Origin of the sequence: Kribbella sp. DT2 (genome assembly GCF_049844575.1) — a bacterium.
In the GTDB taxonomy this organism is placed as follows: domain Bacteria; phylum Actinomycetota; class Actinomycetes; order Propionibacteriales; family Kribbellaceae; genus Kribbella.
The window spans coordinates 1-22,200 of record NZ_JBNCLH010000014.1; the positions used below are offsets into that span (position 1 = coordinate 1).

General features: G+C 69.6%; 24 protein-coding genes. 4 read left to right on the plus strand and 20 right to left on the minus strand.

What is annotated here, in order from left to right; genetic code table 11:
* Positions 1-78 precede the first annotated feature (78 nt).
* The 3 genes from ACLQ2O_RS38860 to ACLQ2O_RS38870 are packed head-to-tail and all read right to left on the minus strand — an operon-like array spanning position 79 to position 2,647.
* Entirely contained in the window at positions 79-858 is a 780-nt protein-coding gene (locus ACLQ2O_RS38860) for a pentapeptide repeat-containing protein (RefSeq protein WP_425842493.1), read from the minus strand.
* A 1-nt stretch (position 859) separates the two neighbouring features.
* Positions 860-1,981, minus strand: a complete 1,122-nt coding sequence (prfB, locus tag ACLQ2O_RS38865) for a peptide chain release factor 2 (RefSeq protein ID WP_425842494.1) — start codon at positions 1,979-1,981, stop codon at positions 860-862.
* A gap of 51 nt (positions 1,982-2,032) precedes the next feature.
* Positions 2,033-2,647: a TetR/AcrR family transcriptional regulator gene (locus ACLQ2O_RS38870; protein ID WP_425842495.1), complete on the minus strand. Its 615-nt coding sequence runs from the start codon at positions 2,645-2,647 to the stop codon at positions 2,033-2,035.
* Positions 2,648-2,716: 69 nt separating this feature from the next.
* Here ACLQ2O_RS38870 and ACLQ2O_RS38875 point away from each other — a divergent pair, with 69 nt between their 5' ends.
* Positions 2,717-3,541 (plus strand): SDR family oxidoreductase, encoded by an 825-nt coding sequence (locus ACLQ2O_RS38875; protein WP_425842496.1) that lies wholly within the window; start codon positions 2,717-2,719, stop codon positions 3,539-3,541.
* Between the two features lie 91 nt (positions 3,542-3,632).
* Here ACLQ2O_RS38875 and ACLQ2O_RS38880 read toward each other — a convergent pair whose 3' ends face one another.
* The 8 genes from ACLQ2O_RS38880 to ACLQ2O_RS38915 form a co-directional block, all read right to left on the minus strand.
* The gene (locus ACLQ2O_RS38880) at positions 3,633-4,427 is read right to left on the minus strand and encodes an SDR family NAD(P)-dependent oxidoreductase (RefSeq protein WP_425842497.1); all 795 of its coding nucleotides are present in this window, start codon (positions 4,425-4,427) and stop codon (positions 3,633-3,635) included.
* A gap of 86 nt (positions 4,428-4,513) precedes the next feature.
* Positions 4,514-4,912, minus strand: a complete 399-nt coding sequence (locus tag ACLQ2O_RS38885) for a pilus assembly protein TadG-related protein (protein ID WP_425842498.1) — start codon at positions 4,910-4,912, stop codon at positions 4,514-4,516.
* 41 nt (positions 4,913-4,953) lie between these two features.
* Positions 4,954-5,370 carry a hypothetical protein gene (locus tag ACLQ2O_RS38890; RefSeq protein WP_425842499.1) on the minus strand — a complete coding sequence of 139 codons (417 nt, stop codon included), beginning with the start codon at positions 5,368-5,370 and terminating at the stop codon, positions 4,954-4,956.
* A gap of 176 nt (positions 5,371-5,546) precedes the next feature.
* On the minus strand, positions 5,547-5,900 hold the full coding sequence (locus ACLQ2O_RS38895; RefSeq protein WP_425842500.1) for a TadE family protein: 354 nt from the start codon (positions 5,898-5,900) through the stop codon (positions 5,547-5,549).
* Between the two features lie 80 nt (positions 5,901-5,980).
* Positions 5,981-6,178, minus strand: coding sequence for a hypothetical protein (locus ACLQ2O_RS38900; RefSeq protein WP_425842501.1), 198 nt, complete (start codon positions 6,176-6,178; stop codon positions 5,981-5,983).
* A 14-nt stretch (positions 6,179-6,192) separates the two neighbouring features.
* Positions 6,193-7,131 carry a type II secretion system F family protein gene (locus ACLQ2O_RS38905; protein ID WP_425842502.1) on the minus strand — a complete coding sequence of 313 codons (939 nt, stop codon included), beginning with the start codon at positions 7,129-7,131 and terminating at the stop codon, positions 6,193-6,195.
* A gap of 61 nt (positions 7,132-7,192) precedes the next feature.
* Positions 7,193-8,053: a type II secretion system F family protein gene (locus ACLQ2O_RS38910; RefSeq protein WP_425842503.1), complete on the minus strand. Its 861-nt coding sequence runs from the start codon at positions 8,051-8,053 to the stop codon at positions 7,193-7,195.
* Positions 8,053-9,336 carry a CpaF family protein gene (locus ACLQ2O_RS38915; RefSeq protein WP_425842504.1) on the minus strand — a complete coding sequence of 428 codons (1,284 nt, stop codon included), beginning with the start codon at positions 9,334-9,336 and terminating at the stop codon, positions 8,053-8,055. The genes ACLQ2O_RS38910 and ACLQ2O_RS38915 overlap by 1 nt, the downstream gene beginning before the upstream one ends.
* 280 nt (positions 9,337-9,616) lie before the next feature.
* Between ACLQ2O_RS38915 and ACLQ2O_RS38920 the strand changes: the two genes are divergently transcribed.
* The gene (locus tag ACLQ2O_RS38920) at positions 9,617-10,114 is read left to right on the plus strand and encodes a SigE family RNA polymerase sigma factor (RefSeq protein WP_425842505.1); all 498 of its coding nucleotides are present in this window, start codon (positions 9,617-9,619) and stop codon (positions 10,112-10,114) included.
* Positions 10,115-10,131: 17 nt separating this feature from the next.
* Positions 10,132-11,382, plus strand: coding sequence for a hypothetical protein (locus tag ACLQ2O_RS38925; RefSeq protein ID WP_425842506.1), 1,251 nt, complete (start codon positions 10,132-10,134; stop codon positions 11,380-11,382).
* A gap of 37 nt (positions 11,383-11,419) precedes the next feature.
* On the opposite strand, the gene ACLQ2O_RS38930 is transcribed toward ACLQ2O_RS38925, so the two are convergent.
* The 4 genes from ACLQ2O_RS38930 to ACLQ2O_RS38945 form a co-directional block, all read right to left on the minus strand.
* The gene (locus ACLQ2O_RS38930; RefSeq protein ID WP_425842507.1) at positions 11,420-12,163 is read right to left on the minus strand and encodes a GntR family transcriptional regulator; all 744 of its coding nucleotides are present in this window, start codon (positions 12,161-12,163) and stop codon (positions 11,420-11,422) included.
* A gap of 82 nt (positions 12,164-12,245) precedes the next feature.
* Positions 12,246-13,271: a Gfo/Idh/MocA family oxidoreductase gene (locus tag ACLQ2O_RS38935; RefSeq protein ID WP_425842508.1), complete on the minus strand. Its 1,026-nt coding sequence runs from the start codon at positions 13,269-13,271 to the stop codon at positions 12,246-12,248.
* A gap of 50 nt (positions 13,272-13,321) precedes the next feature.
* Positions 13,322-13,450: a hypothetical protein gene (locus tag ACLQ2O_RS38940; RefSeq protein ID WP_425842509.1), complete on the minus strand. Its 129-nt coding sequence runs from the start codon at positions 13,448-13,450 to the stop codon at positions 13,322-13,324.
* Positions 13,451-13,633: 183 nt separating this feature from the next.
* On the minus strand, positions 13,634-13,888 hold the full coding sequence (locus ACLQ2O_RS38945) for a hypothetical protein (protein WP_425842510.1): 255 nt from the start codon (positions 13,886-13,888) through the stop codon (positions 13,634-13,636).
* Between the two features lie 71 nt (positions 13,889-13,959).
* Here ACLQ2O_RS38945 and ACLQ2O_RS38950 point away from each other — a divergent pair, with 71 nt between their 5' ends.
* A complete protein-coding gene (locus tag ACLQ2O_RS38950) occupies positions 13,960-15,180 on the plus strand; it encodes a Gfo/Idh/MocA family protein (protein ID WP_425842511.1) in 1,221 nt (406 codons plus the stop codon).
* A 1,060-nt stretch (positions 15,181-16,240) separates the two neighbouring features.
* Here ACLQ2O_RS38950 and ACLQ2O_RS38955 read toward each other — a convergent pair.
* The 5 genes from ACLQ2O_RS38955 to ACLQ2O_RS38975 form a co-directional block, all read right to left on the minus strand.
* Positions 16,241-17,737, minus strand: coding sequence for a CoA-acylating methylmalonate-semialdehyde dehydrogenase (locus tag ACLQ2O_RS38955; protein WP_425842512.1), 1,497 nt, complete (start codon positions 17,735-17,737; stop codon positions 16,241-16,243).
* A 76-nt stretch (positions 17,738-17,813) separates the two neighbouring features.
* Entirely contained in the window at positions 17,814-18,908 is a 1,095-nt protein-coding gene (locus tag ACLQ2O_RS38960; protein WP_425842513.1) for a Gfo/Idh/MocA family protein, read from the minus strand.
* A gap of 318 nt (positions 18,909-19,226) precedes the next feature.
* The gene (locus ACLQ2O_RS38965) at positions 19,227-20,078 is read right to left on the minus strand and encodes an ATP-binding cassette domain-containing protein (protein ID WP_425842514.1); all 852 of its coding nucleotides are present in this window, start codon (positions 20,076-20,078) and stop codon (positions 19,227-19,229) included.
* Positions 20,075-21,121, minus strand: coding sequence for an ABC transporter permease (locus ACLQ2O_RS38970; RefSeq protein WP_425842515.1), 1,047 nt, complete (start codon positions 21,119-21,121; stop codon positions 20,075-20,077). The genes ACLQ2O_RS38965 and ACLQ2O_RS38970 overlap by 4 nt, the downstream gene beginning before the upstream one ends.
* An 8-nt stretch (positions 21,122-21,129) precedes the next feature.
* The gene (locus tag ACLQ2O_RS38975) at positions 21,130-22,137 is read right to left on the minus strand and encodes a substrate-binding domain-containing protein (protein ID WP_425842516.1); all 1,008 of its coding nucleotides are present in this window, start codon (positions 22,135-22,137) and stop codon (positions 21,130-21,132) included.
* Between the last annotated feature and the right edge of the window lie 63 nt (positions 22,138-22,200).

Here is a 22,200-nt window from a genome sequence, read left to right on the forward strand (position 1 = left end):
CAATCACCACCGCGGCCACACCGCACTCGGCGGCCAACCACCAGCCACCCGCGTCACCAACCTCACAGGTCAGTACACCTAGGCCCAGTGGTCGGGGCGTAGCAGGCTGCTGGGAATGCTGGTGGTGCTGTCGCCCCGGGCCGCGTTCACCTGGGACTGGGTGACGAAGAGCGCGTCGGTGAGGTCGGCGCCGGTCAGGTTGCTGTCGCGTAGGTCGGCGCCGATGAGATCCGCTCTGCGGAGGTCGGCGCCGGCCAGGTCGGCCGCGATCAGGTAGGCGCCGCGCAGGTTGGCCCGGCTGAGATCGGCCTTGCGGAGCTTGGCTCCGACGAGATCGGCGCCCCGGTGCTCCTTCTTCTTGGACTGCTTGCCGCGGACGAGCCGGCTGGTGGTCAGCAGCAGCTCGTTGACCTTGGCGCGTTCGTTGCCCAGGTCAACGTTCAGGACGGGTTGCTCGGTCAGGGCCTCGACGTGCTGCAGGCTGTGGTCGAGCTCGCTGCGGATCGGCGCGGTCTCGGGGCGCTGCTGCGCGTCGTACAGGTACCAGAGCAGTTCGTGCAGCTGGCGCATAATCGGCAGCGCAGCGAACATCTCCTGGCCGGGCTGTTCGCGCCAGCTGGTGCCGGCCTGCCGCGAGATCTTCTGGCCGGCGCCGAAGCAGTCGTAGACCGTGCAGCCGTTGAAGCCCTTGCTGCGCAGCTTCTGGTGGATGCCGCAGCCGAAGTCGTCGCGCAGGTTCGGGCACGGCTCGCCGGCCGGTTTGTCGATCGCGAAGTCGGCGGACCGTGCGAAGGTCAGCGCGACGCAGCACAGGCCGAAGCAGCTGCCGCAGTCCGCGCGGAGCTCCTCCTGGGTCACGTCAGTTCTGGTCGGCGACCGTCTGGCCGGTCCGGCGCCAGCGGATGCCGGCCTCGACGAACTCGTCGATCTCGCCGTCGAACACACCCGAGGTGTTGCCGGACTCGAACTGCGTCCGCAGGTCCTTGACCATCTGGTACGGGTGCAGGACGTAGGAGCGCATCTGGTCGCCCCACGAGCCCTGCACGTCACCGCGCAGCGAGTCGATCTCGGCCCGCTCCTCGGCCTTCTTCAGCGCGAGCAGCTTGGCCTTCAGGATCACCATCGCGCTGGCCTTGTTCTGCAGCTGCGACTTCTCGTTCTGGCAGGAGACCACGGTGCCGGTCGGGATGTGGGTGATCCGGACGGCGGAGTCGGTGGTGTTGACGCTCTGCCCACCCGGACCGGACGAGCGGTACACGTCGATCCGCAGCTCTTCGTCGGGCACGTCGATCTCGTCGGTCTGCTCCAGCACCGGGACCACCTCGACCGCGGCGAACGAGGTCTGCCGACGGCCCTGGTTGTCGAACGGGGAGATCCGGACCAGCCGGTGGGTGCCCGTCTCGACGCTCAGCGTGCCGTACGCGTACGGCGCCTTGACGCCGAACGTGGTCGACTTGAGCCCGGCCTCCTCGGCGTACGACGTGTCGTAGACCTCGGTCGGGTACCCGTGGCGTTCGGCCCAGCGCAGGTACATCCGCTGCAGCATCTCGGCGAAGTCAGCCGCGTCGACGCCACCGGCGCCGGAACGGATCGTGACGAGTGCCTCGCGCTCGTCGTACTCGCCGGACAGCAGCGTGCGGACCTCGAGGGACTGGATCGACTTGGCCAGCGAGGCGATCTCCTTCTCGGACTCGGCCAGGCTGTCCGCGTCGTTCTCCTCGCGGGACAGCTCGATCATCACACCGAGGTCGTCGATCCGGCCGCGCAGCTTGGTCACGCGTTCCAGGTCGGCCTGCAGGCTGGACAGCCGCGACGTCACCTTCTGCGCGTTCGCCTGGTCGTCCCACAGGTCGGGCGCGGCCACCGCCTCTCCGAGGTCGGCGATCTCCCGGCGCAGGGTGTCCAGGTCGAGCACCTTCTCGATCGAGGTCAGGGTCGCGTCGAGTTGCTTGAGCTCAGCGTCAAAATCCAGTCCAGCCACAACCAAGCAGCGTACCCGGTCCCCGTGCCTCGCCGGGAATCCATTGTCCGGTCACCAGGCGCGACGGAGTGCGTCGAACACCTTCGCGGTCGCACGCTCCAACTCCTCGTTCGCCGCTTTCAGCTGCTCGGGCGTCGCCTTGACCGGCATGATCCGGGCCAGTTCGTCCTCCAGCACCTTCTGCGCCGCGGCGAACTGGGCGGCGACGAACCTCGCGGTGAGCGGCTCCAGCTCCGGATCACGTTCCTGGAGCGCGGCGGCGAGCGTCTGCTCCATCTCCTCGGCGATCTGCCGACGCCGCGCGAGTAACGCCTGACTCTCCGTCATCGCCCGGCTGTACGCCTGCCAGGTCTCGAGGTGCCCCGACTCCAGCCGGCCACGGACCACGGTCAGGTACTGCTGCTCCAGGGTGTCGATCGGGTTCTGGCCGGGCGGCGCCTCGCGGATCGCCTGCGCGGGGCCCATCCACCAGCCGGTCTCGTCGAAGAACAGGTCTTCCTTGGTCGGGAAGTGGTTGAACACGGTCTGTACGGCGACGTCGGCCGCCTTCGCCACCTCGGCCACCGTCACCGCGTCGAACCCGCGCTCCAGGAACAGCAGGGTCGCCACGTCGGAGATCACCTGTCGCGTCTGCTGCTTCTTCCGCTCCCGGCGGCCAATCTCCATGGACACATCCTAGAGCGTCATGCTTTACTCTTTCCAATCTTGTAGTTACTACATTTTTGGAGTTCATCCATGACCATCTTGATCACCGGCGGTCGCGGCAAGATCGCTCGCGCTCTTGCCGCCGGACTCGTCTCCGGCGGCCGCGACGTCCGGATCGCCAGCCGCTCGCCGCAGGACCTCCCCGGCGCGGTCAGCTGGGACTTCGAGAACCCGTCGTCCCTGACCGCCGCCCTCGACGGCATCACACAGGTCTTCCTGTACGCCGAACCGTCGACCGCCGGTGTGTTTGCGGCGGCGGCCGACGCCGCCGGCGTACGGCAGGTGGTTCTGCTGTCGTCGATGTCGTCGCAGGCCGACAACGACGAGGCAGCGGGCGATCCGCACGCGGAGACCGAGGTTCTGGTCGGTAGCGGCTCGTACGCGACGACGTACCTGCAACCCGGTGCGTTCATGACCAACGCGCTCTTCTGGTCACACTCGATCCGCGCGACGGGCCAGGTCCGGCTGCCGTACCTGGAGGCGGAGGAGGCGCCGATCCACGAGCAGGACATCGCTGACGTGGCCGTACGGGTCTTGCTGGACGGCCCCGGCGGGGAGCACGACGGACGCGGCTATCCGCTGACTGGCCCGGAGTCGATGACCCGGCGAGCCCAGTTGGCGCAGGTCACCGAGATCACCGGCGCTTCCTTCGAGGCCGTCGACCTCACCGCCGACGAGGCGCGCGTGGAGATGAGCGCCCTCGGCCGCCCCGCCCAGGTCGAGGCGCTGCTCGCGTACTGGTCCTCCCGCGTCGGCAGCCCGCACCCGATCGAGCCGGCGGTCGAAAAGCTCACCGGGCGGTCGGGCCGGACGTTCCGTACGTGGCTGGCCGACCACCCAGGTGTGTTTGCCTGAGTCCCGCCCTGCTCCGGCACGCCCCCGCCCGCCTTCTCCACGTCTGCGCCCCGGCCCCGCCTTCGTTCCGGCTCGCGGACGCGGCAGTCGGCTACGGCAGGATCGAGTCGATGTAGCCGCCGTCGACGCGGACGGCGCCGCCCGTGGTGGCGGAGGCCTGCTCGGAGCTCAGGTAGACGACCATGTTGCCGATCTCGCGCGGTTCGATCAGGCGCTCGATCAGCGAGTACGGCCGGTGCTCCTTCATGAACTGGCGCTGGGCCTCGTCCCACGGCTTGTCGTCACCGACCAGCTCGGCGACGAACTCCTCGACACCCGGCGTGTGCGTCGGCCCGGCCATCACCGAGTTGACCGTCACGCCGGTCCCGGCCGCCGCCTTCGCGAACCCCCGCGTCACCGCCAGCAACGCGGTCTTGGTCACGCCGTAGTGCACCATCTCCAACGGCGTCACCACGGCCGAGTCGCTGGCGATGTTCATCACCCGCCCGAACCCGCGGTCCATCATGCCCGGCAGGTACATCCGGATCAGCCGGACCGCCGACAGCACGTTGACCTCGAAGTACCGCCGCCACTCGTCGTCGTCGATCTCCAGCACCGGCTTCGCCCCGAAGATCCCGAGGTTGTTCACGAGGATGTCGAGCTCCCCCGCCTTCTCGCGCAGCGCCTCGGCGCCCTCCGCGGAAGCGAGATCCGCCCCGACCGGAATCAGCTCGGCCGACGGAACCTCCTTGGCGATCGCCTCGGCGGCTCTCTCGGTCTTGTCCTGATCCCGCCCGTTGACCACCACACTCGCCCCGGACCGGGCGAGCTCGGTCGCGATCGCCTGCCCGATCCCCTGGCTCGATCCCGAAACCAACGCCCGCCGCCCTGTCAGATCGATCTGCATCTCCCCATGGTGCCCCACCGGGCTGCCGGTCCAAACCCTTGGCACAAGTTGCCCTCAACAACAACCCCACCAGATGTAGTGGATCTTCAGCGGACGGGGACGATCGCCGACGCGCTGGACGCGATGTCGGCGCCCTCCTGCCACCCCGGGGGCGTGAACGGGAGCTCCACGCTCGATGACAACTCCACCGTCACCGTCGTACCGGTCACCTGTGCCGACCAGTCCAACCCGTCGAACCGCTCACTCGCCGACACCGTGTCCAGGTAGTCGGCCGTCAACCGCCGCGCCTCCTCCGGATCGATCTGCGCATTCCCACCGTTCCCGGTCTGCGCGTAGACCGCGGCCAGTCCATTGGCCGCTGCCAGCACCGCCCCGTCGGCCGTCGAGTCCAGATCCCGTCGTACCAGGAACACCTTCGAGATGTCGGTCACGACCACAACCATCAGCAGCACGATCGCCGCGAACCCGACGATCAGCACCGTCATCTGCCCCCGCTCGTCCCGCCTCTCCGGGCGCCTCACCCGCCTCACGGCGAGCCCTTCGCTTCCCGGTAGTCGCCGTACGGCTCGGTGTGCGACGCCGACACGTGAACAGCCGGCGGCTCCCCGCCCAGCGCGTCCGGAATGAACGGCAACGCCACCGCGTACTCCAGCTCGACCGTCACCGTCGACCCCGGCTGCAGACACTCCGGCTCGCAGGTGATCGACAGATCCCCCGACTCCAACTCGATCCCCTGGTCCTTCATCGCCAGCCGAGCCGCCTCGAACGCCCGCGCCCGCGCGTCGTCCTCGGTCATCCCCGCCGGCACGATGATGAACGCCCGCCCCGCCGCCCGCGTCGCCGCCGTCGCCCCGTACGACGCCCGCTGGACGTCGAACACCCCCAACATCACGTAGATCAACGGCACCAGCAACAACAAGGCCAACCAGGAGAACTCAACCACCGCACTCCCCTGCTCCCCGCGCCTCACCGACCGGGTCCACCACCCGAATCCGTGCACCCGCGACCCCTGCGGCCCGCGCCACCGCGTCTCGCTCCCCGCAGGCCCGCGCCGCCGCGCCCTCCCCACTGAGGAGACGGCCCGCGGGGCTCTCCCCACCGATCCTCCCGATCGCGCGCTCATTCGCCGGTTTCCTTCACCGCGTGGCCCTCGACGCTGAAGTCGATGCCGGGGCCCCACAACCCCAGCGCCGGCATGTGCGCGTCGATGGCGACCCGGACCACCGGCTGCCCGTCGACCTCCGTCTGCTCGGCCGTCACCGACTCGATCAACTCGCCGCGGACCACCCCGTCCACCAGTTCCCGCGTCCGCGCTTCGCCGTCAGCCGTGTCCCGGTTCAGCACCGCCGCGTACAGCGCGCCTTCGGACGCCGCCGCCGTCATCGTGTTCCGGATGTAGAGGAACAGCCCGACCTGCAGGATCCCCAGGAACAACGGCACGACGATCATCGTGACGAGTACGAAGTCGACCACTGCCGACCCACGCTCGTCGCGACCTCCGGGCCGGCAGCACCGGTCCGGCGCCCGCCGCCGTTCGTTGCCCTGGGCCCCGGTCATTTGCCGCCGACGGAGTCCAGCGCACGCCGGAGCATGGCCTCCAGCTGCTCGCCGGCCACCCCCCACAGCACGACCACCAACCCCGCGGTCATCACGGTGATCAGCACCCACCCGGGAACGTCGCCGCGTTCCTTCTCGGCCGGGCGTGGTTTCAGGACCAGGGTCAGCAGGAGTCTGGTCATCAACAGGGACATGGTTTCTCCTCGTTTCATCCGGCGATCAGCCGGATGCCGACAGCGCCTGGGTAGAAGGCGAACAGGATGGTGACGGGCAGCACCAGGAACACGACGGGCACCATCATCGCGACCTCGCGACGAGCACCCGACTCGATCAGCTCACGCCGGCTGGCCTCGCGGATGTCACCGGCCTGCGCCCGTAGTACGTCGGCCAGCGGCGTACCGCGCTCGAGCGCGACCGCCAGCCCGTCCGCAAACCGTGACAAGGCAACCAAGCCCGTCCGGTCCGCCAGGCCGTCGAGCGCACGAACCAGCGTCGACCCCGCCCTGGTCTCCGCGAGCACCCGCTGCAGCTCGTCGGCCATCTCCCCCCTGCACGAGCGTGCCACGCGATCGAGCGCCGCCGCCGGACCTTCACCCGCCGCGACCGACAGCGCCAGCAACTCGGCGACCGTCGGCAGCTCCGCCAGCAGCCGCCGCTCCCGGTTGCGCACCTGTGTGCTCAGGTAGGTGTCCCGCGACAGCACCCCCAGTACGGCGAGCAGCGCGCACAGCACCAGCAGGCCGACCGGGTTCCCGTACCCCAGCGACAACGTGACGAGCGCGATCAGCAGCCCGGCGCCGAATCCCGCCGTGCCCCACAGCACCTGCTCGATCCGGAACTCCTCCACGCTCCGGTCGATCCCCGCCCGCGCCAGGCGCCGCCGGATCGACACCGCACCACCGAGGATCCGCTCCAGCCGAGCAGCTCCGGCGCGCAGCGACGGCCCGAACATCCGCAGGATCGCGTGGAACGGAGACCCCGAGTCGACCACCCCGGAGAACACATCGGCCCCGGCCAGGTCCCGCAGGTACGGCCCGATCCGGTCGTCGACGGTCGGCTTCCGCAGGAACGGCAGCCGTCGAACGATCAGCAGCAGACTCGCACCGAACACCCCACCCAGCAGTGCCCCCAGCACCAGAGGGTTCATGGTCTCCTCCACCCCGATCCGGGCCGATGCGCTGAACGTCCACCGATGCGACCAGCCCGCTTCATCGCAGCACCCGCTCGGGCTCAGGCAGCCGGCCGATCCGCAACATCACCCGGTACGCAACGACACACACGACAGCCCCGATCCCGATGATCAGCGCACCGACCGGCGAGTTGTACCGCTGGATCACATCCCCTTGGAACGACAGCAACCCGAGCACCAGCCACGGCGCCGCCACCGCAACCCGTGCCCCGTTCACCGACCACGACTGCCGGGACTCCAGCTCGGACCGCGTCCGGGCGTCGTCACGCAGGAAGCTAGACAGCGACCGCAGCAACCGGCCGAGATCACCCCCACCAACCTCCCGAGCGATCCGCAACGCCTCCACCACCCGATCACCCACCGGATCCGCCAGCCGCGCCTTCAACCGGTCGAGCGAGTCCGCGAACCGCCCGGTCGACGCGTAGTCCGCTCCGAACCGCCGGAACGGCTCCCGCAACGGCAACGGCCCACGCTCCCCGACCTGCGCCAACGCCTCCGACAGCGACAACCCAGCCCGTACGGCGGAAGCGATGTTGTCGACCACGTCCGGCCACAGCTCCCGGAACTCCGCCAGCCGCTTGCGCGCCCGGCTCTTCAGCAACGCGACCGGCACCCCACCCGCCATCAACCCGAACACCGCACCGACCGGCAACGCCGCCGACACCAGGAACATCAGCACGAACGCCACGAACCCCGTCACCAGGCACGCCCCGATGAACGCCCCCGGCGTCACACCTTCCACCCCGGCCCGCGCCAACAGGTCGCGGCTCCGCGCCGTCAACCGCCCGTCGGTCTTCGGCTTGTCCTCGTACGGCGCGATGAACGACCAGACGACCAGCAGCACGCCGATCCCGAAGAAGAGCCCGAGCAGCAGTCCCATCAGTTCACCCCGCGCGGCAGCTCGGTCAGCAGCCCGGCCGGCGAGTACCCCGCCTGCTGGAACCGCTCCGGATGCGGCAGCTGTCCCTCGGCCCGGCGCAGCAGCCCGTCGTACGTGCCGAACAGCGTCTCGGTCTCGATCGTCTGGTCCTCGATCCGCCCGCTGACCGCGACGATCTCCCGCACCCGGCGCTGCCCGTCGGCGGCGATCCCGAGGTGCACGACCAGGTCGACGCAGCCCGCGACCGTCGGCAGCACGAACCTCGAACCGATGTTCTCCCCGGCGAGCAGCGGCAGCGTGCACATCTTGGTCAGCGCCTCGCGCGCCGAGTTCGCGTGGATCGTGCACATGCCGGGGAGGCCGCTGTTCAGCGCGAGCAGCAGGTCCAGGCACTCCTCGCCCCGGACCTCGCCCACGATCAGCCGGGACGGCCGCATCCGCAGCGACTCCTTGACCAGGTCCCGCAGCCGCACCTCGCCCGTGCCCTCCAGCCCGGCCTGCCGGGTCTGCATCGACACCCAGTCGGGGATCGGCAGCTTGATCTCGAAGACCTCCTCGCAGCTGATCACCCGCTCGCGTCCCGGGATCGAGCCGGCCAGCGCGTTCAGCATCGTGGTCTTGCCCGCTTGGGTGCCCCCGGCAACCAAGATGTTGAGCCCGACGGCCACCGACGCGTCGAGCACCGCGGCCGCGTGCGGCGTCATCGAACCGAGCGCGACCAGGTCGGCCAGCTTGGCGGCCCGGACGGTGAACTTGCGGATGTTGATCGCGGCGTACCGCTGGGTGATGCCGCCGAGCACGATGTGCACCCGGCTGCCGTCGGGCAGGCGCGCGTCGGTGAACGGCTGCGAGACGTCGATCCGCCGTCCGGTCGTCTTCAGCATCCGCTCGACCAGGTCGGAGACCTCCTCCTCGGTCAGCACGGTCGTGGTCAGCTCGTGCCGGCCCTCGCGGGCGATGAACACCCGGGACGGCTCGTTGATCCAGATCTCCTCGACCTTCGGGTCGTCCAGGTACCGCTGCAGCGGCCCGAAGCCGGCCACCCGGTCGTGCACCTCACGGCTGACCGCGTCGACGTCGCCGATCGGCGGGACGATCCCCGTCAGGCTGCGCTCGTCGTACTCGCGGACGACGGTGGCGACGATCGTGCTGACCGCGCCGGGATCGCGGAGCGGGTCGATGCCCTCGCGCCGGACGACGTCGCGGACCTGCGCGTCGATCAGCTCGACCGCCTCACCACGGTCGAACCCGTTGCGGCGCGCGGCGACCCTGTCCGCTGTCATCGTCTCCCCGTGTCCGTCGGTGTTCGGCGGCGACCGTCTCGTCACCCTGCGCGACCATTCTCCCCGTCCGGAGGGCACCCGCGCCAACCCGATCCGCCGACCTGTGGATAACCCGCCGGCGGGCAGAGGCCGCCCGACCGTAACCAGACGCTCACGCTCAGGTCCACCTCGTTGCAGCTTGTTGCAGAAATTTCTCCGTACGCCGTACGGCGGGAAGCCGCTGTAACCAAATCACCGCGTGCTGGCGTCGTACCCAGTGAGACCACGACGAAGGGCAGTGATGGGATCGACGACGGACGATTTCGAGGAGTTCGCCAGAGCGCGGACCCCGCAGCTGTACCGGACGGCCTGGCTGCTCGCCGGGGACCGGCACCACGCCGAGGACCTGGTCCAGGAGACGCTGGCCAAGATGTACCGGTCCTGGTGGCGGATGCAGCGGATCGAGAACCCCGCGGCGTACGCGCAGACCGTCCTGGCCCGGACGTTCATCTCGCAACGGCGCAAACGCAGCTGGGGCGAGCAGCCGACGGCCGCGGTGCCCGACGGCGTCCACCACTCCGGCGACCTCGAACTACGGCTCGCGCTGCGCGACGCCCTGGCCGAACTGGCTCCCCTTGATCGTGCGGTGCTGGTGCTGCGGTTCTTCGAAGATCGCAGCGTCGAACAGGTCGCGCTCGATCTCGGCAAGAACGCCGGTGCGATCAGGACCCGGACCTCTCGCGCCCTGGACCGCCTCCGCGCGGTGCTCGGCGACGACGTCCATCTGATCGCGCTCTGACTCGCAGGAGAAACCCGATGAACAACTTGAACGACAGCTTGCCCGACCTGATGCGCCGGGCGACCGACGACCTCGAGCCGGAGTCCAACGACCTGGTGGAACGCGGCATGCGACGCGGCGTCACCCTGCGCCGTCGCCGTACGGCGCTGCTGAGCCTGAGCGGAGCGGGCGCCGTCCTGGCCACCGCCGGCATCATCGTCGGCGGCTCGCAGCTGTTCGCCGGCAACGCGGCCCCCGTCGCCGGACCGCCGTCGACAGCGCCGAGCACCCCCGCCTCGGCGCAGGTCGCCAAGCCCGGTACGCCGACCGACACCATGAAGAGACTGCAACGGCTCCTGCCGCAGGACCTGAAGCAGTCGTCGGCGAAGGTCAGCTACGAGCGCAACATGCACCACGCGGAGGTCGTCGTCGACGACGGCAAGGGCGCCTCGCTGATCACCGTCGAGGTCATCACCACCAAGCCGAACCCCGACTGCGCGGGCCTGCACGGCTCCTGCACGGTACGCGCCGACGGATCGGTGATCACCTCGTACGCCAACGAGTCGATCTTCCCGTACGACGCCTCGAAGAACCCGTGGGGCATCAAGAACACCGTCGTGGAGATCTTCCACCCCGACGGCCGGCTGATCAGCATCCGCAACTACAACGCGCCGAAGGGCGACGGTGTCCAGCACACCCGGACGAACCCGCTGTTCTCGGTCAAGCAGCTCACCGCCCTGGCCACCAGCGACCAGTGGGTCTTCCCGAAGGAGCAGGACGGACCGCTCAAGCCGAAGGGCAACGGCAAGCCGAGCGTGCCGCTCGAGCAGACGCAGCAGACGCTCAAGAGCGTGCTGCCCAAGGCTCTTCAGCTCACCCAGCCGCAGACCTGGGGCGGCGGTACCAATGGGCACAACGGCGCGTCGTACCTGGTCGACGACGGCACGGGCGCCGCACGGGTCGAGGTGCTGGTGCAGTACGAGACCCCGGTGACCAAGTGCACCGACGAGGGACCGCAGCACTGCCAGGTCCGGGGCGACGGCGCGGTGACCGGCTGGTCGAAGAACGAGCCGTCGTACGGCGACGAGCGCCAGGCCGTCAACGGCGTGCTGGCCAACCGGGTCGAGCTCCACCACCCGGACGGCCGGATGATCACGATGACCAGCTACAACGGGCCGGCCGAGAAGGACGAGAAGCACACCCGTGCCCTGCCGACCCTCAGCACCGACCAGCTGCTGGAGATGGCCGGCAACCCCGGGTGGAAGTTCCCCGGAACTGGTACGAAGTAGGGCTCTCTCGTCCGCCGCCGGCCCTCTGAGGGGTGGGTCAGCGGTGGACGAGAGTGTGTTCGAAGGCGTAGCGGGACGCACGGAACAGGTGTGAGCCGTACTCGACGGCGCGCCCGTGGTCGTCGTACGTGATCCGCGTCGTCGCCAGCAACGGATGGCCCGCTTCCTCACCGAGGAGGCGGGCCTGTTCCGGTGTAGCGGGCTGAGCTGAGATGGTCTGGTGGGCGACTTTGAGGCGGACCCCCTCCGCCCGCAGCAGCTCGTACAGGCCGCGGTCGGCCAGCGTGCTCGGGTCCGTGTCCAGCATCTCCGGCGGCAGCCAGTTGCGCATCAGGGCCAGCGGCTCGCCGTCTGCTCGGCGGAGCCGCTCCAGCCGCAGTACGCGGTCTCCGGCCTCGCACTGCAGGGCTGCTGCGACGTCAGGGCTCGCAGGTGCGATGCCGAAGCGCAGCACCTCGGTCTCCGGCTTGCGGTGGGCCGCCGCGAGGTCGTCGTACAGGCTGGTGAGCTCCAGCGAGCGCCGGACCTGGCCGGAGTTGCCGACGACCTGTGTGCCGACGCCGCGCTTGCGGACGAGCAGGCCCTGGTCGACCAGTCGGGCGATGGCCTGCCGCACCGTTGGACGGCTCAGCCCGTACGCCTCGGCCAGGTCCACCTCGTTGCTGAGCCGGGAGCCGACCGGAAGGTCACCGCCCTGGATCGCTGCCTCCAGCTGCTGCGCCAGCTGGACGTGGAGCGGGGTACGGCTGGTGCGATCAACGCTGACCTGGACGGTGCTCATGGGCACATCTTGGGCTGTCAGGGGCCTACCGTCGAGTCGGTGCGCAGATTTGATCAGATCTCTTCCTTTGTGAGCGGTCGTTTCAGGGGATCCGGATCGGCCGTTGCTCCTCGTACGAGCGCATCGCGGCGAGCGCGATCGTCAGCGCGCGACGGGCGTCCTCACCGGTGACCGGTGGCTCGGCGTCGCCGCGGACGACGTCGGTGAAGTCGATCAGCTCCCGCACGTACGCGTCGCGGAACATCTGCTCGTCGCTGCGCATCGTCTGCTGGTGCAGGCCGTTCGCGTCGTAGCGCACCGCGGTCGTGCTCGGCAGCCGGCCCGCGACGACCATGCCCTTGCTGCCGAACACCTCGCCGCGGACGTCGTACCCGTAGAGCGCGGAGAAGTTCGCCTCCGCGGTCGCGATCGCGCCGTTGTCGAAGGTCAGGACGACGACCGCGGTGTCGATCAGCCCGCCGGCCTTGAACTGCGGCGCGACCAACGCGTCGGCGCGCGTGTAGACCTCGACCACCTCGGCGCCCGGGTTGAGCCAGAGCAGCGTGTCGAAGTCGTGGATCAGGGTCTCGCGAAAGATCGTCCACGGCCGGATGGCGCCCGCGTGCGCCATCCCCTCCGGCCGGACCGGATCGCGGGTGATCGACCGCATCAGCTGCGGCGTACCGATCCCGCCGGCGTCGATCGTCTCCCTCGCCGCCTGGAAGTCCGCCGCGAACCGCCGGTTGAACCCGACCTGGAACGGCACTCCCGCTTCCGCGGTCGCCGCGATCGCGCGGTCGATCTCCTCGAGGGTGAGCGACGCAGGCTTCTCGCACCACACCGCTTTCCCCGCCGCCGCGGCCTGGACGATCAGCTCCGACTGCACAGCGGCGATCGCAGTGATCAGTACGCCGTCGATCTCCGGATCCGCCAGCAGCTCGTCCACGCCGCAGGCCTTCGCGCCGTACTTGCTCGCAAGCCCGCTCGCCGCCTCCGCCCGAGGATCCACCACCGCCGCCAGCTCCGCGCCCGCAACCCACCGCGCCACGTTCCCCGCATGCATCGACCCGATCCGCCCGGCTCCCACCAGCCCGAGCCGAACCACTCGCACCCCGTGATCAGTACGCATCCCGTCCCCGCATTCCTCACTCGTCGACCCTCAACGCACCATGCTGCGACTCATCTCCCACGCCTCGGCTCGTCGGACGCGCCCGGTACGGCGATCTCCGCCATCCGCGCGTACGGAAACCCGACCTCCGACGCCGGGTTCCACACGTTCTCGCCATTGATCTCGAAGGAGCTGCTCACCGGTGCCCTCCTCCGGTACGGCGGACGTCGGCGTCCTCGACGGCTTCACGAGGTGATCTCACCACGGGACGACGACCGTGGGAAGGTGCCTTCGGCAAGGAGTTGGAGGTGAACGGGGTGGATCCGGGAGGTGAAGGTCAGGCGGTGGGTGGCGATCGCCGGGTTGTTGCCGGATGGCGCGTTCTAGGCTGCCCAGGTGTACATGTTGTCGGGGGTTCGCAGGGTGGTCGCGGGCGGTGATCGCGCACGCTGGTCGTGGGCTGCGGGCTGCCGGGGCTCACGCTCGGTGGACTGCCGGGCTTCACACTCGGTGGACTGCCGCGCCTCACGCACCGTGAACTGCGGGGCTTCACGCATCGTGACCCGCGACGGCTCGTCGGCCGTCGTACGCCGTAGCCAGCACGCCTCACGGACCGTTGCCGACCGCGCGGAGCACACCGGACCGACAGTTCCCGACCGGGTCCGGATGGCGGTCACGGTCTACCGGGCGCTGCCTGAACTCGGGCAAGATGACGCCTTCGATCCGGACACCGTCATCGCCGCCGGCGAGCGACACGCGCTTCCGGCCGGCCCCGGAGCGGGACCTGCCGATCCGCCGTCCGGCACCCCCCGAACCCCACGACACGCTCCGCCAGGACTCGACGGCCGCCGCCGGACGACCACTGTCCGGCAAGCCCTCGACCAGCCCGCCGTACGCCGCCGTACGGATGAAATCTGAAGGAGAAGGCATGGAACCGCTGCGCATCGGCATTCTCGGCGCCGCCCGGATCGCTGGCCGGGCGATCGCCGAACCGGCCCGGCTGACCGGCGCCCGGCTGGTCGCGGTCGCGGCCCGGGACACCGAACGGGCCGAGGCCTTCGCCGCCGAGCACGGCGTCGAGCGGGTGCACGCGTCGTACGAGGACGTGATCAACGACCCCGAGGTCGAGGCGATCTACAACCCGCTCGCCAACGGCCTGCACGGGCCGTGGAACCTGCGCGCGATTGCCGCGGGCAAGCATGTGCTGACCGAGAAGCCGTCGGCCAGCAACGCGGCCGAGGCCGCCCAGGTCCGCGATGCCGCTCGCGAGGCGGGCGTCGTACTGATGGAAGGCTTCCACTACGTCTTCCACCCGGTGACCAAGCGGATCCAGGAACTGCTCGCCAAGGGTGAGCTCGGCGAGCTCCAGCACGTCGAGGCGACGATGGTGATGGGCCCGCCGGCCGACGAGGACCCGCGCTGGTCGCTCGCACTCGCCGGCGGGGCCGTGATGGACGTCGGCTGCTACGCGCTGCACGCCCAGCGGATGCTCGCGCCGTGGGGCGGCGGCCAGCCCAAGCTCGTCAGCGCCCGTGCCGGCGAACGCAAGCGGCTGCCCGGCGTCGACGAGTGGCTGAACGCGGACCTGGAGTTCCCGAACGGCGCGACCGGCGCGGTCCGCACGAGCATGGCCGCCGAGGAGCTCGACTTCAGCCTCAAGGTCGTCGGCACCCGCGGCGAGGCCTTCGCCCCGAGCTTCGTGCTCCCCCACCAGGACGACCGGGTGATCGTCACCACCAAGGAAGACCACTGGGTCGAACAACTCGGCCGCAAGTCGTCGTACACGTACCAGCTCGAAGCCTTCACCGCCCACCTCCGCAACGGCACCCCCCTCCCCATCGACGCCGACGACGCGGTAGCCACCATGGAACTGATCGACGCCTGCTACCAGGACGCCGGCCTCCAGCCCCGCCCAGTCACCCAAATCTGACCGCTCAGCCGGTACGCCGGGCGCCCGGGGCAGGCAGCCGACTCCCTGCCCCGGGCACGGCAACCACTAGCTACGACGGACGTCTGCCCCGTACGCGCGCCCATGAGCAAGCGACACCCATCTCCGGGGCTGCGCAGCCGCGCGCCAGCAGCACCAACCTCTCCGGGAACTCCGGGCCTCGCTGCCCCTCCGGACTCCGCCCTACCCCCACAGGCAGCCGCTCCGGCCCCCGCTCACCCAGGCAGCCGCTCCGGCCCCCCGCTCACCCAGGCAGCGGCTCTGGCTCCGGGACTCCAGGGCTCCAGGGCGGCGCTGAACCCGCCGACGCCGGACGGCGCGACCCCGCTCCAGGGCTCCAGGGCTCCAGGCGAGCGTCACCGCCAGACGCCGCCCCCAGCACACCGGCAGCGGCCGTCACCTCCGCACCCACCCACCCACCCACCCACGCAGCGGCTCCGGCTCTGACTCCCGCGCCCAGCGCCAGTCCGGACGAACGCCGCCCGCACGGCACGCCCCAGCCGCGAGCATGCGGCTCCGACCTCAGGAGCTGCCGAGCGTGCACGACTACCATCCCCGGCAATTGCTCGCACTGCCGGCCAGCACGTCCTCCACCGAGGGGCTCACGGTGAGCGTCACCGCCTGGCCCCGCATCCGCCCGCTGGGGCTCCGGCCCGCCCCAAGCCAGGCAACTGCTCCGGCCCTCGCAGCCACCACCACCCCGCCGTAGACGAACAGCCCGGCGAAGAGCGCCCAAGTACAGCGAACGCCGGCTGCCGCGCTCCTCGAGGATGCGTGGCGGCCGGCGTTCTCACCTGGCTACTGCCTGACGACTACTTCCGCCCCTGCTTGGTCGGCGGGATGATCGCGCTGTCGCCCGGGCTGGCCTTCGGCTGTTTGGGTTGTTTCGGCTTGCGGACTTCGCGTCCGCCTTTGTTCTTGGACATGACGCACTCCAGGGCTGAGATGTCTCCCGTACTGCGGACGACTCGACTGAGCCTGGTTCGCCGCGGTACTCCTCGTGCCCCGGGGGTTCCTCTTGACGCTACACCCCACCTGCGAATCAGTCGCCGGTCGGAAAGCCCAGATTCAGGCCGCCGTGACTCGGATCCAGCCAGCGCGAGGTGATGACCTTGCCGCGGGTGAAGAAGTGCACGCCCTCGGTCCCGTGCGCGTGCGTGTCGCCGAACAGCGAGTTCTTCCAGCCACCGAACGAGTAGTACGCCATCGGCACCGGGATCGGCACGTTCACCCCGACCATGCCGACCTCGACCTCGACCTGGTACCGCCGCGCGGCCCCGCCGTCGTTGGTGAAGATCGCCGTCCCGTTGCCGTACGGGTTCGAGTTGACCAGCTCCAGCGCGGCGTCGTACGACGGAACGCGGACCACCGACAGCACCGGCCCGAAGATCTCGTCGGTGTAGATCGACATCTCCGGCGTCACCTTGTCGAACAGCGTCGGCGCGAGCCAGAACCCGTCCTCACCACCGTCGAACGGCCCTTCCCGTCCGTCGACCGTCAGCTCGGCGCCGGCTTCGACTCCCGCCTCGACGTACCCGACGACCTTGTCCCGGTGCGCTCCGGTGACCAGCGGACCCATGTCGCAGCCGCGGGTGCCGTCGCCGGTCTTCAGCGTCGACATCCGCTCCCTGATCTTCGCGATCAGGTCGTCCGCGACCGGTTCGACCGCGATCAGCGCGGAGATCGCCATGCACCGCTCACCGGCCGAGCCGAAGCCCGCGTTCACCGCGGCGTCGGCGGCCAGGTCGAGATCGGCGTCGGGCAGCACGACCATGTGGTTCTTCGCGCCGCCGAGGGCCTGCACGCGCTTGCCGTTCGCCGTACCGGTCTCGTACACGTACCGCGCGATCGGCGTCGACCCGACGAACGAGACCGCCTTGATGTCCGGGTGCTCGAGCAGCCGGTCGACGGCCTCCTTGTCACCGTGCACGACGTTCATCACGCCGTCCGGCAGCCCGGCCTCCTTCCACAGCGCGGCGACCGCGTTCACCGCCGACGGGTCCTTCTCCGACGGCTTGATCACCACACTGTTGCCGCAGGCCACCGCGATCGGGACGAACCACAACGGCACCATCGCCGGGAAGTTGAACGGCGAGATCACCGCGACCGCGCCGAGCGACTGGCGGATCGAGTACACGTCGACGTTGGTCGAGACGTTCTCGCTGAACCCACCCTTGAGCAGGTGCGGGATGCCGCAGGCGAACTCGACCACCTCGAGCCCGCGCGTCACCTCGCCGAGCGCGTCCGACAGCACCTTGCCGTGCTCGGCGGTGATCAGGGCGGCGATGTCGCCCTTGCGCTCGTTCAGCAGCTCGCGGAACGCGAACAGCACCTGCGCGCGCTTGGTGAGCGACGTCCGCCCCCACGCCTTCGACGCCTCGTGGGCGACCTTGACCGCCTCGTCGACAGTCGCCGCCGAGGCCAGGTCCAGCTCGCCGGTCACCTCGCCGGTGGCCGGGTTGTAGACCTTGCTGGTGCGCTCCGAGACACCCGTCCAGGGCGCCCCGCCGATCAGGTGGGTGATGCGTTCAGTGCTCACAGCTGTATCCCTCGCGTCGATCCTGCGGTGGTCTCGTGGTGGTGCGTCGTCCCGGTACGTCGGGAGCGGGTGCGGGTCATCCGAGCACCTCGCTCTTGCGGGCCATCTCGACCTCGACCGGCCGGCCTTCCTGCAGCGACTGGATGCCGGCCGTGCACACGGCAGCCGCGGCGTACCCGTCCCAGGCCGTCGGCCCGTCGATCTCGCCCCGCTGGGTCGCGTCCACCCAGCGTTGCACCTCGACGTCGTACGCCGTACCGAACCTGGCTCGGTAGTCCTCCGGCACGGCGCCGCCCCACTGACCGGCGCGTTTGGTCAGCACGTCGACGCCGAGTCCGATCGTCGCGCTGCCCTTCTCGGCGACAGCCTCGCAGCGCACCTCGTACCCGACCTGGAAGTTCACGAACACCTCGACGTCGGCGATCGCGCCGCTCGCCATCTCGAGGATCGCGAGCTGCGGGTCGAGCGCGCCGTTCGCGACCAGGCTGGTCGGCTTCGGCGCGTGCACGGTGATCCGCGCGATCTCGTCGTCGAACAACCAGCGCGCGACGTCGACCTCGTGCACGAGCGAGTCGCGCACGATCATCTCGCTGCGGAACGTCTCCGGCACGGACTTGTTGCGGTGCACGTTGTGGAGCAGGAGGGTCCGGCCGAGCTCGCCCGAGTCGAGCAGCTGCTTCAGCGCCGCGTACTCCGGGTCGAACCGTCGCATGAACCCGACCTGGATCAGCTGCCGCCCCAGCTTGTGCTCGGCCTCGACGACACGCAGCGAGGACTCGGTGTCCATCGTCAACGGCTTCTCGCACAGCACCGGCTTCGCGTGCTCCAAGCAGGCCATCAGCTGCTCGGCATGCGCGAACCCTGGCGACGCGATGATCACCGCATCCACGCCGGCGTCCCCGATCAACGCCAGCGGATCCTCGATCACCCGAATCCCGCCCGCTGCCGAAGAGCCCGTCTGCGCACTCGCCGAGCCGGTCGCGGCAGCGGATCCGGTCGCACCCGCGATCCCGGCCGGGCGCGACAGCGACTCGGCCAGGGCGTTCGCCCGCGGCAGGTCCGGGTCGGAGACCGCGACCAGGCGCGCACCGGAGATCCGTCGCACCACCCGCTCGGCATGATCGGCGCCCATCTGCCCGACCCCGATGATCCCGATCCTCAGGTCCTGCATCTCCACCTACTCTCTGACGACGTTGTACGACGACTGCCCGCGCCGCACTCCCGCTGACCACCGAACCTTCCGGTGACCACCACCGCACCACCTCCGGCACCCACCAGGTCTCCCCAGCACCACCGCCGAGCTCGGCCGCCGGTCGCTACCGACTCCCCTCAACCTGCGGTCGCCGCCAACTCCCAGCCGCCACCGGTTCCCCGGCAACCACCGTCCCGCTCCATCACGCGCTGCGCCACATCCCAGCGCCCTCTTCCTCCAGCAGCTTGCCGCGTCGACCCGGTTCGACCGAGCCGGCGCGGCTCCTCGCCGTACCAGCTAGTCCTTCTTGTCCTGCGGCGTCACCACCCGCTCCGGGTCGAAGTCGCGCAGCTCGTGGCTGAGCGCCTCCAGCTCCGAGCCGCCGGCCATCTCCGTGGTCAGCTGCTCCAGCGTGATGTCCGACCGGTGGGTGTCGAGCGCGACCCGGCCGAGCTTGAGGATGACGAAGTGGTTGCCGACCAGGTACGCGTGGTGCGGGTTGTGGGTGATGAACACGACCCCGATCCCCGCGTCCCGCGCCTTGACGACGTACTTCAGCACCACGCCCGACTGGTTCACGCCGAGCGCCGCGGTCGGCTCGTCCAGGATCAGCACCTTGGCGCCGAAGTGGATCGCCCGCGCGATCGCGACGCACTGGCGCTGACCACCCGACAACTTCCCGACCGGCTGCTCCAGGTTGGGGATCGAGATCCCCATCTTGGTCAGCTCCTCGTGCGCGATCCGCTTCATCTTCGCGGAGTCGAGCACCCCGAACGGTCCCTTGGTGAGCTCGTTGCCGAGGAAGAAGTTGCGCCAGACCGACATCAGCGGCGCCAGCGCCAGGTCCTGGTAGACGGTCGCGATCCCGCTGTCGAGCGACTCACGCGGCGAGGTGAAGTGCCGTTCCTCGCCGTTCACCGACATCGTCCCGGAGGTGTAGTCGTGCAGCCCGGCGATGATCTTGATCAGCGTCGACTTGCCGGCGCCGTTGTCGCCCAGCACGCAGGTGATCTCGCCCTGCCGGACCGACAGCGACACCCCGCGCAGGGCGTGGATGTTGCCGTAGCTCTTGCCCACGTCCTCCAGGTGCACGATCGGCGTGGTCGGGCTCGCGCTCGCCTCGCCGGCGAAGCTTTCCGTCGTGCTCATCGGGCATCCGCCTTGTTCTTGACGACCAGGTTCACGATCGTGGCCAGCAGCAACATCGCGCCGAGGAATGCCTTGAACCAGTCCGGGTTCCAGCCCGCGTACACGACGCCGAGCTGCACCATGCCGAAGATCAGCGCGCCGACCGCACCACCGACCACCGAGCCGTAGCCCCCGGTCAGCAGGCAGCCACCGACGACCGCGGCGATGATGTAGAGGAACTCCTTGCCGACGCCCTCACCGGACTGCACGACGCCGTTCTGCACGAACAGCAGCTGCATCCCGGTGAACCAGGCGAAGAAGCCGACCGTCATGAACAGCCCGATCTTCACCTTCGTCACCGGTACGCCGACCGCCCGCGCGGACGCCGCGTCGCCGCCGACCGCGAAGATCCAGTTGCCGATCTTGGTCCGCATCAGCACCCAGGCGGCGACCGCGACGAACACGATCCACCAGGCGATGATGATCTTGATCGTCACCCCGCCCAGCTTGAACTCCGAGGCGAACACCGCCTTGGCCGAGCCGAACCCGTCCATGTCGCTGATCGAGTTCGACGCGACGGCACCCGAGGTCAGCCGGGTCACCGCGACGTTCAGGCCCTGCAGGATGAAGAACGTGCCGAGCGTGACCAGGAAGCTCGGCAGCCCGGTCCGCATCAGCAGCCAGCCGTTGAACAGGCCGACCGCCAGGGCGAAGACGAGCGCGACCGCCATCCCCACCCAGACGTTGACGCTGAACTGGTAGGCGAAGATGCCCGCGGTCAGCCCGCTGGTCGTCACCGCCACACCGGCCGACAGGTCGAACTCGCCACCGATCATCAGCAGCGAGACCGGAACGGCCATCACGCCGATCAGCGAGGCCTGATAGAGGATCGTCCCGGTGTTGTTGATGTCCCGGAACGGCTCCGCGGTGACCAGGAAGAAGACCAGGATCACCGCGGCGCCGACCAGCGACCCGATCTCCGGGCGGCTGAGCAGCCGGGCGCCGACCGAGCGCGCCGAGACGCGGTCGTCGGAGTCGGCGGGGGCCGCGATCGTCGATGCCATCGCGAGCCTCAGCGGGTCCCGGCCGCGGCGAACTTCTCGACCGCGTCGATGTTGGACTTCTCGACGAACGACGGCCCGGTCAGCGTGGCCTCGCCACCACCGATCGCGTTGCCGTTGGTCTTGGCCAGCCAGATCGCGTCGACCGCGAGGTACCCCTGCAGGTACGGCTGCTGGTCGACGGCGAACTGCACGGTGCCGTCCTTGACCGCCTTGGCCATCTCCTTGCTCATGTCGAAGCTGCCGATCTTGGCCGCGGACCCGGCGTCCTTGGCGGCCTGGACGGCGGTCAGCGTGACGCCGGCGTTCAGACCCACCAGGTAGTCGACCGACTTGTCCTGCTGCAGCTTCGAGGTGATCGTCGCCTGCGTGCCCGGCTGGTCGGCACCGTCGACGTTCAGGTTCTCGACGTTGCCGAACTTGTTCTTGATGCCCTGGCAGCGGGCCTCGAGGCTGACGTTGCCCTGCTCGTGCACGATGCAGAGCACCTTCTTGGCACCGAGCTGCTTGAGCTTGTCACCGGTCGCCTCACCGGCGATCCGCTCGTCCTGGCCGAAGTACCCGACCGCGCCGGACTGCTTCCAGGTGTCCAGGCCGCCGTTCAGCACGGTGACCGGGATGCCGGCCGCGACGGCCTTCTTCACGTTCGGGATCACGGCGTCGGGCTTGTTCAGGGTGACCGCGATGCCGTCGACCTTGGAGTCGATGGCGGTCTGCACCAGGTTGGCCTGGGCGGCGCCGTCGGGGTCCGAGGAGTACTGCAGCTCGATGTTGTCCTTCTGCGCCGCCGCCTCCGCGCCGCGCCGGACGATGTCCCAGAACGTGTCACCCGCCTTGGAGTGGGTGATCAGGGCAACCTTCATCCGCGGCGTGGTCGCGACGTTGCCCGACCCGCCGTCGGCCTTCTCCTCTTCCTGCTTACCACCGGAGGAGCTGCAGGCGCCCACCGCGAGCACCAGCGCGAGTGCCGCGCTGGTGACGACGGCTCTGCGCTGGGCCTTCCTTTGCCACCGAACCATGACCACAACCAGCCTTTCCGAGTTCCCGCGGGGACGCCGCGGCGTTGCTAGTGACCAGAGAGT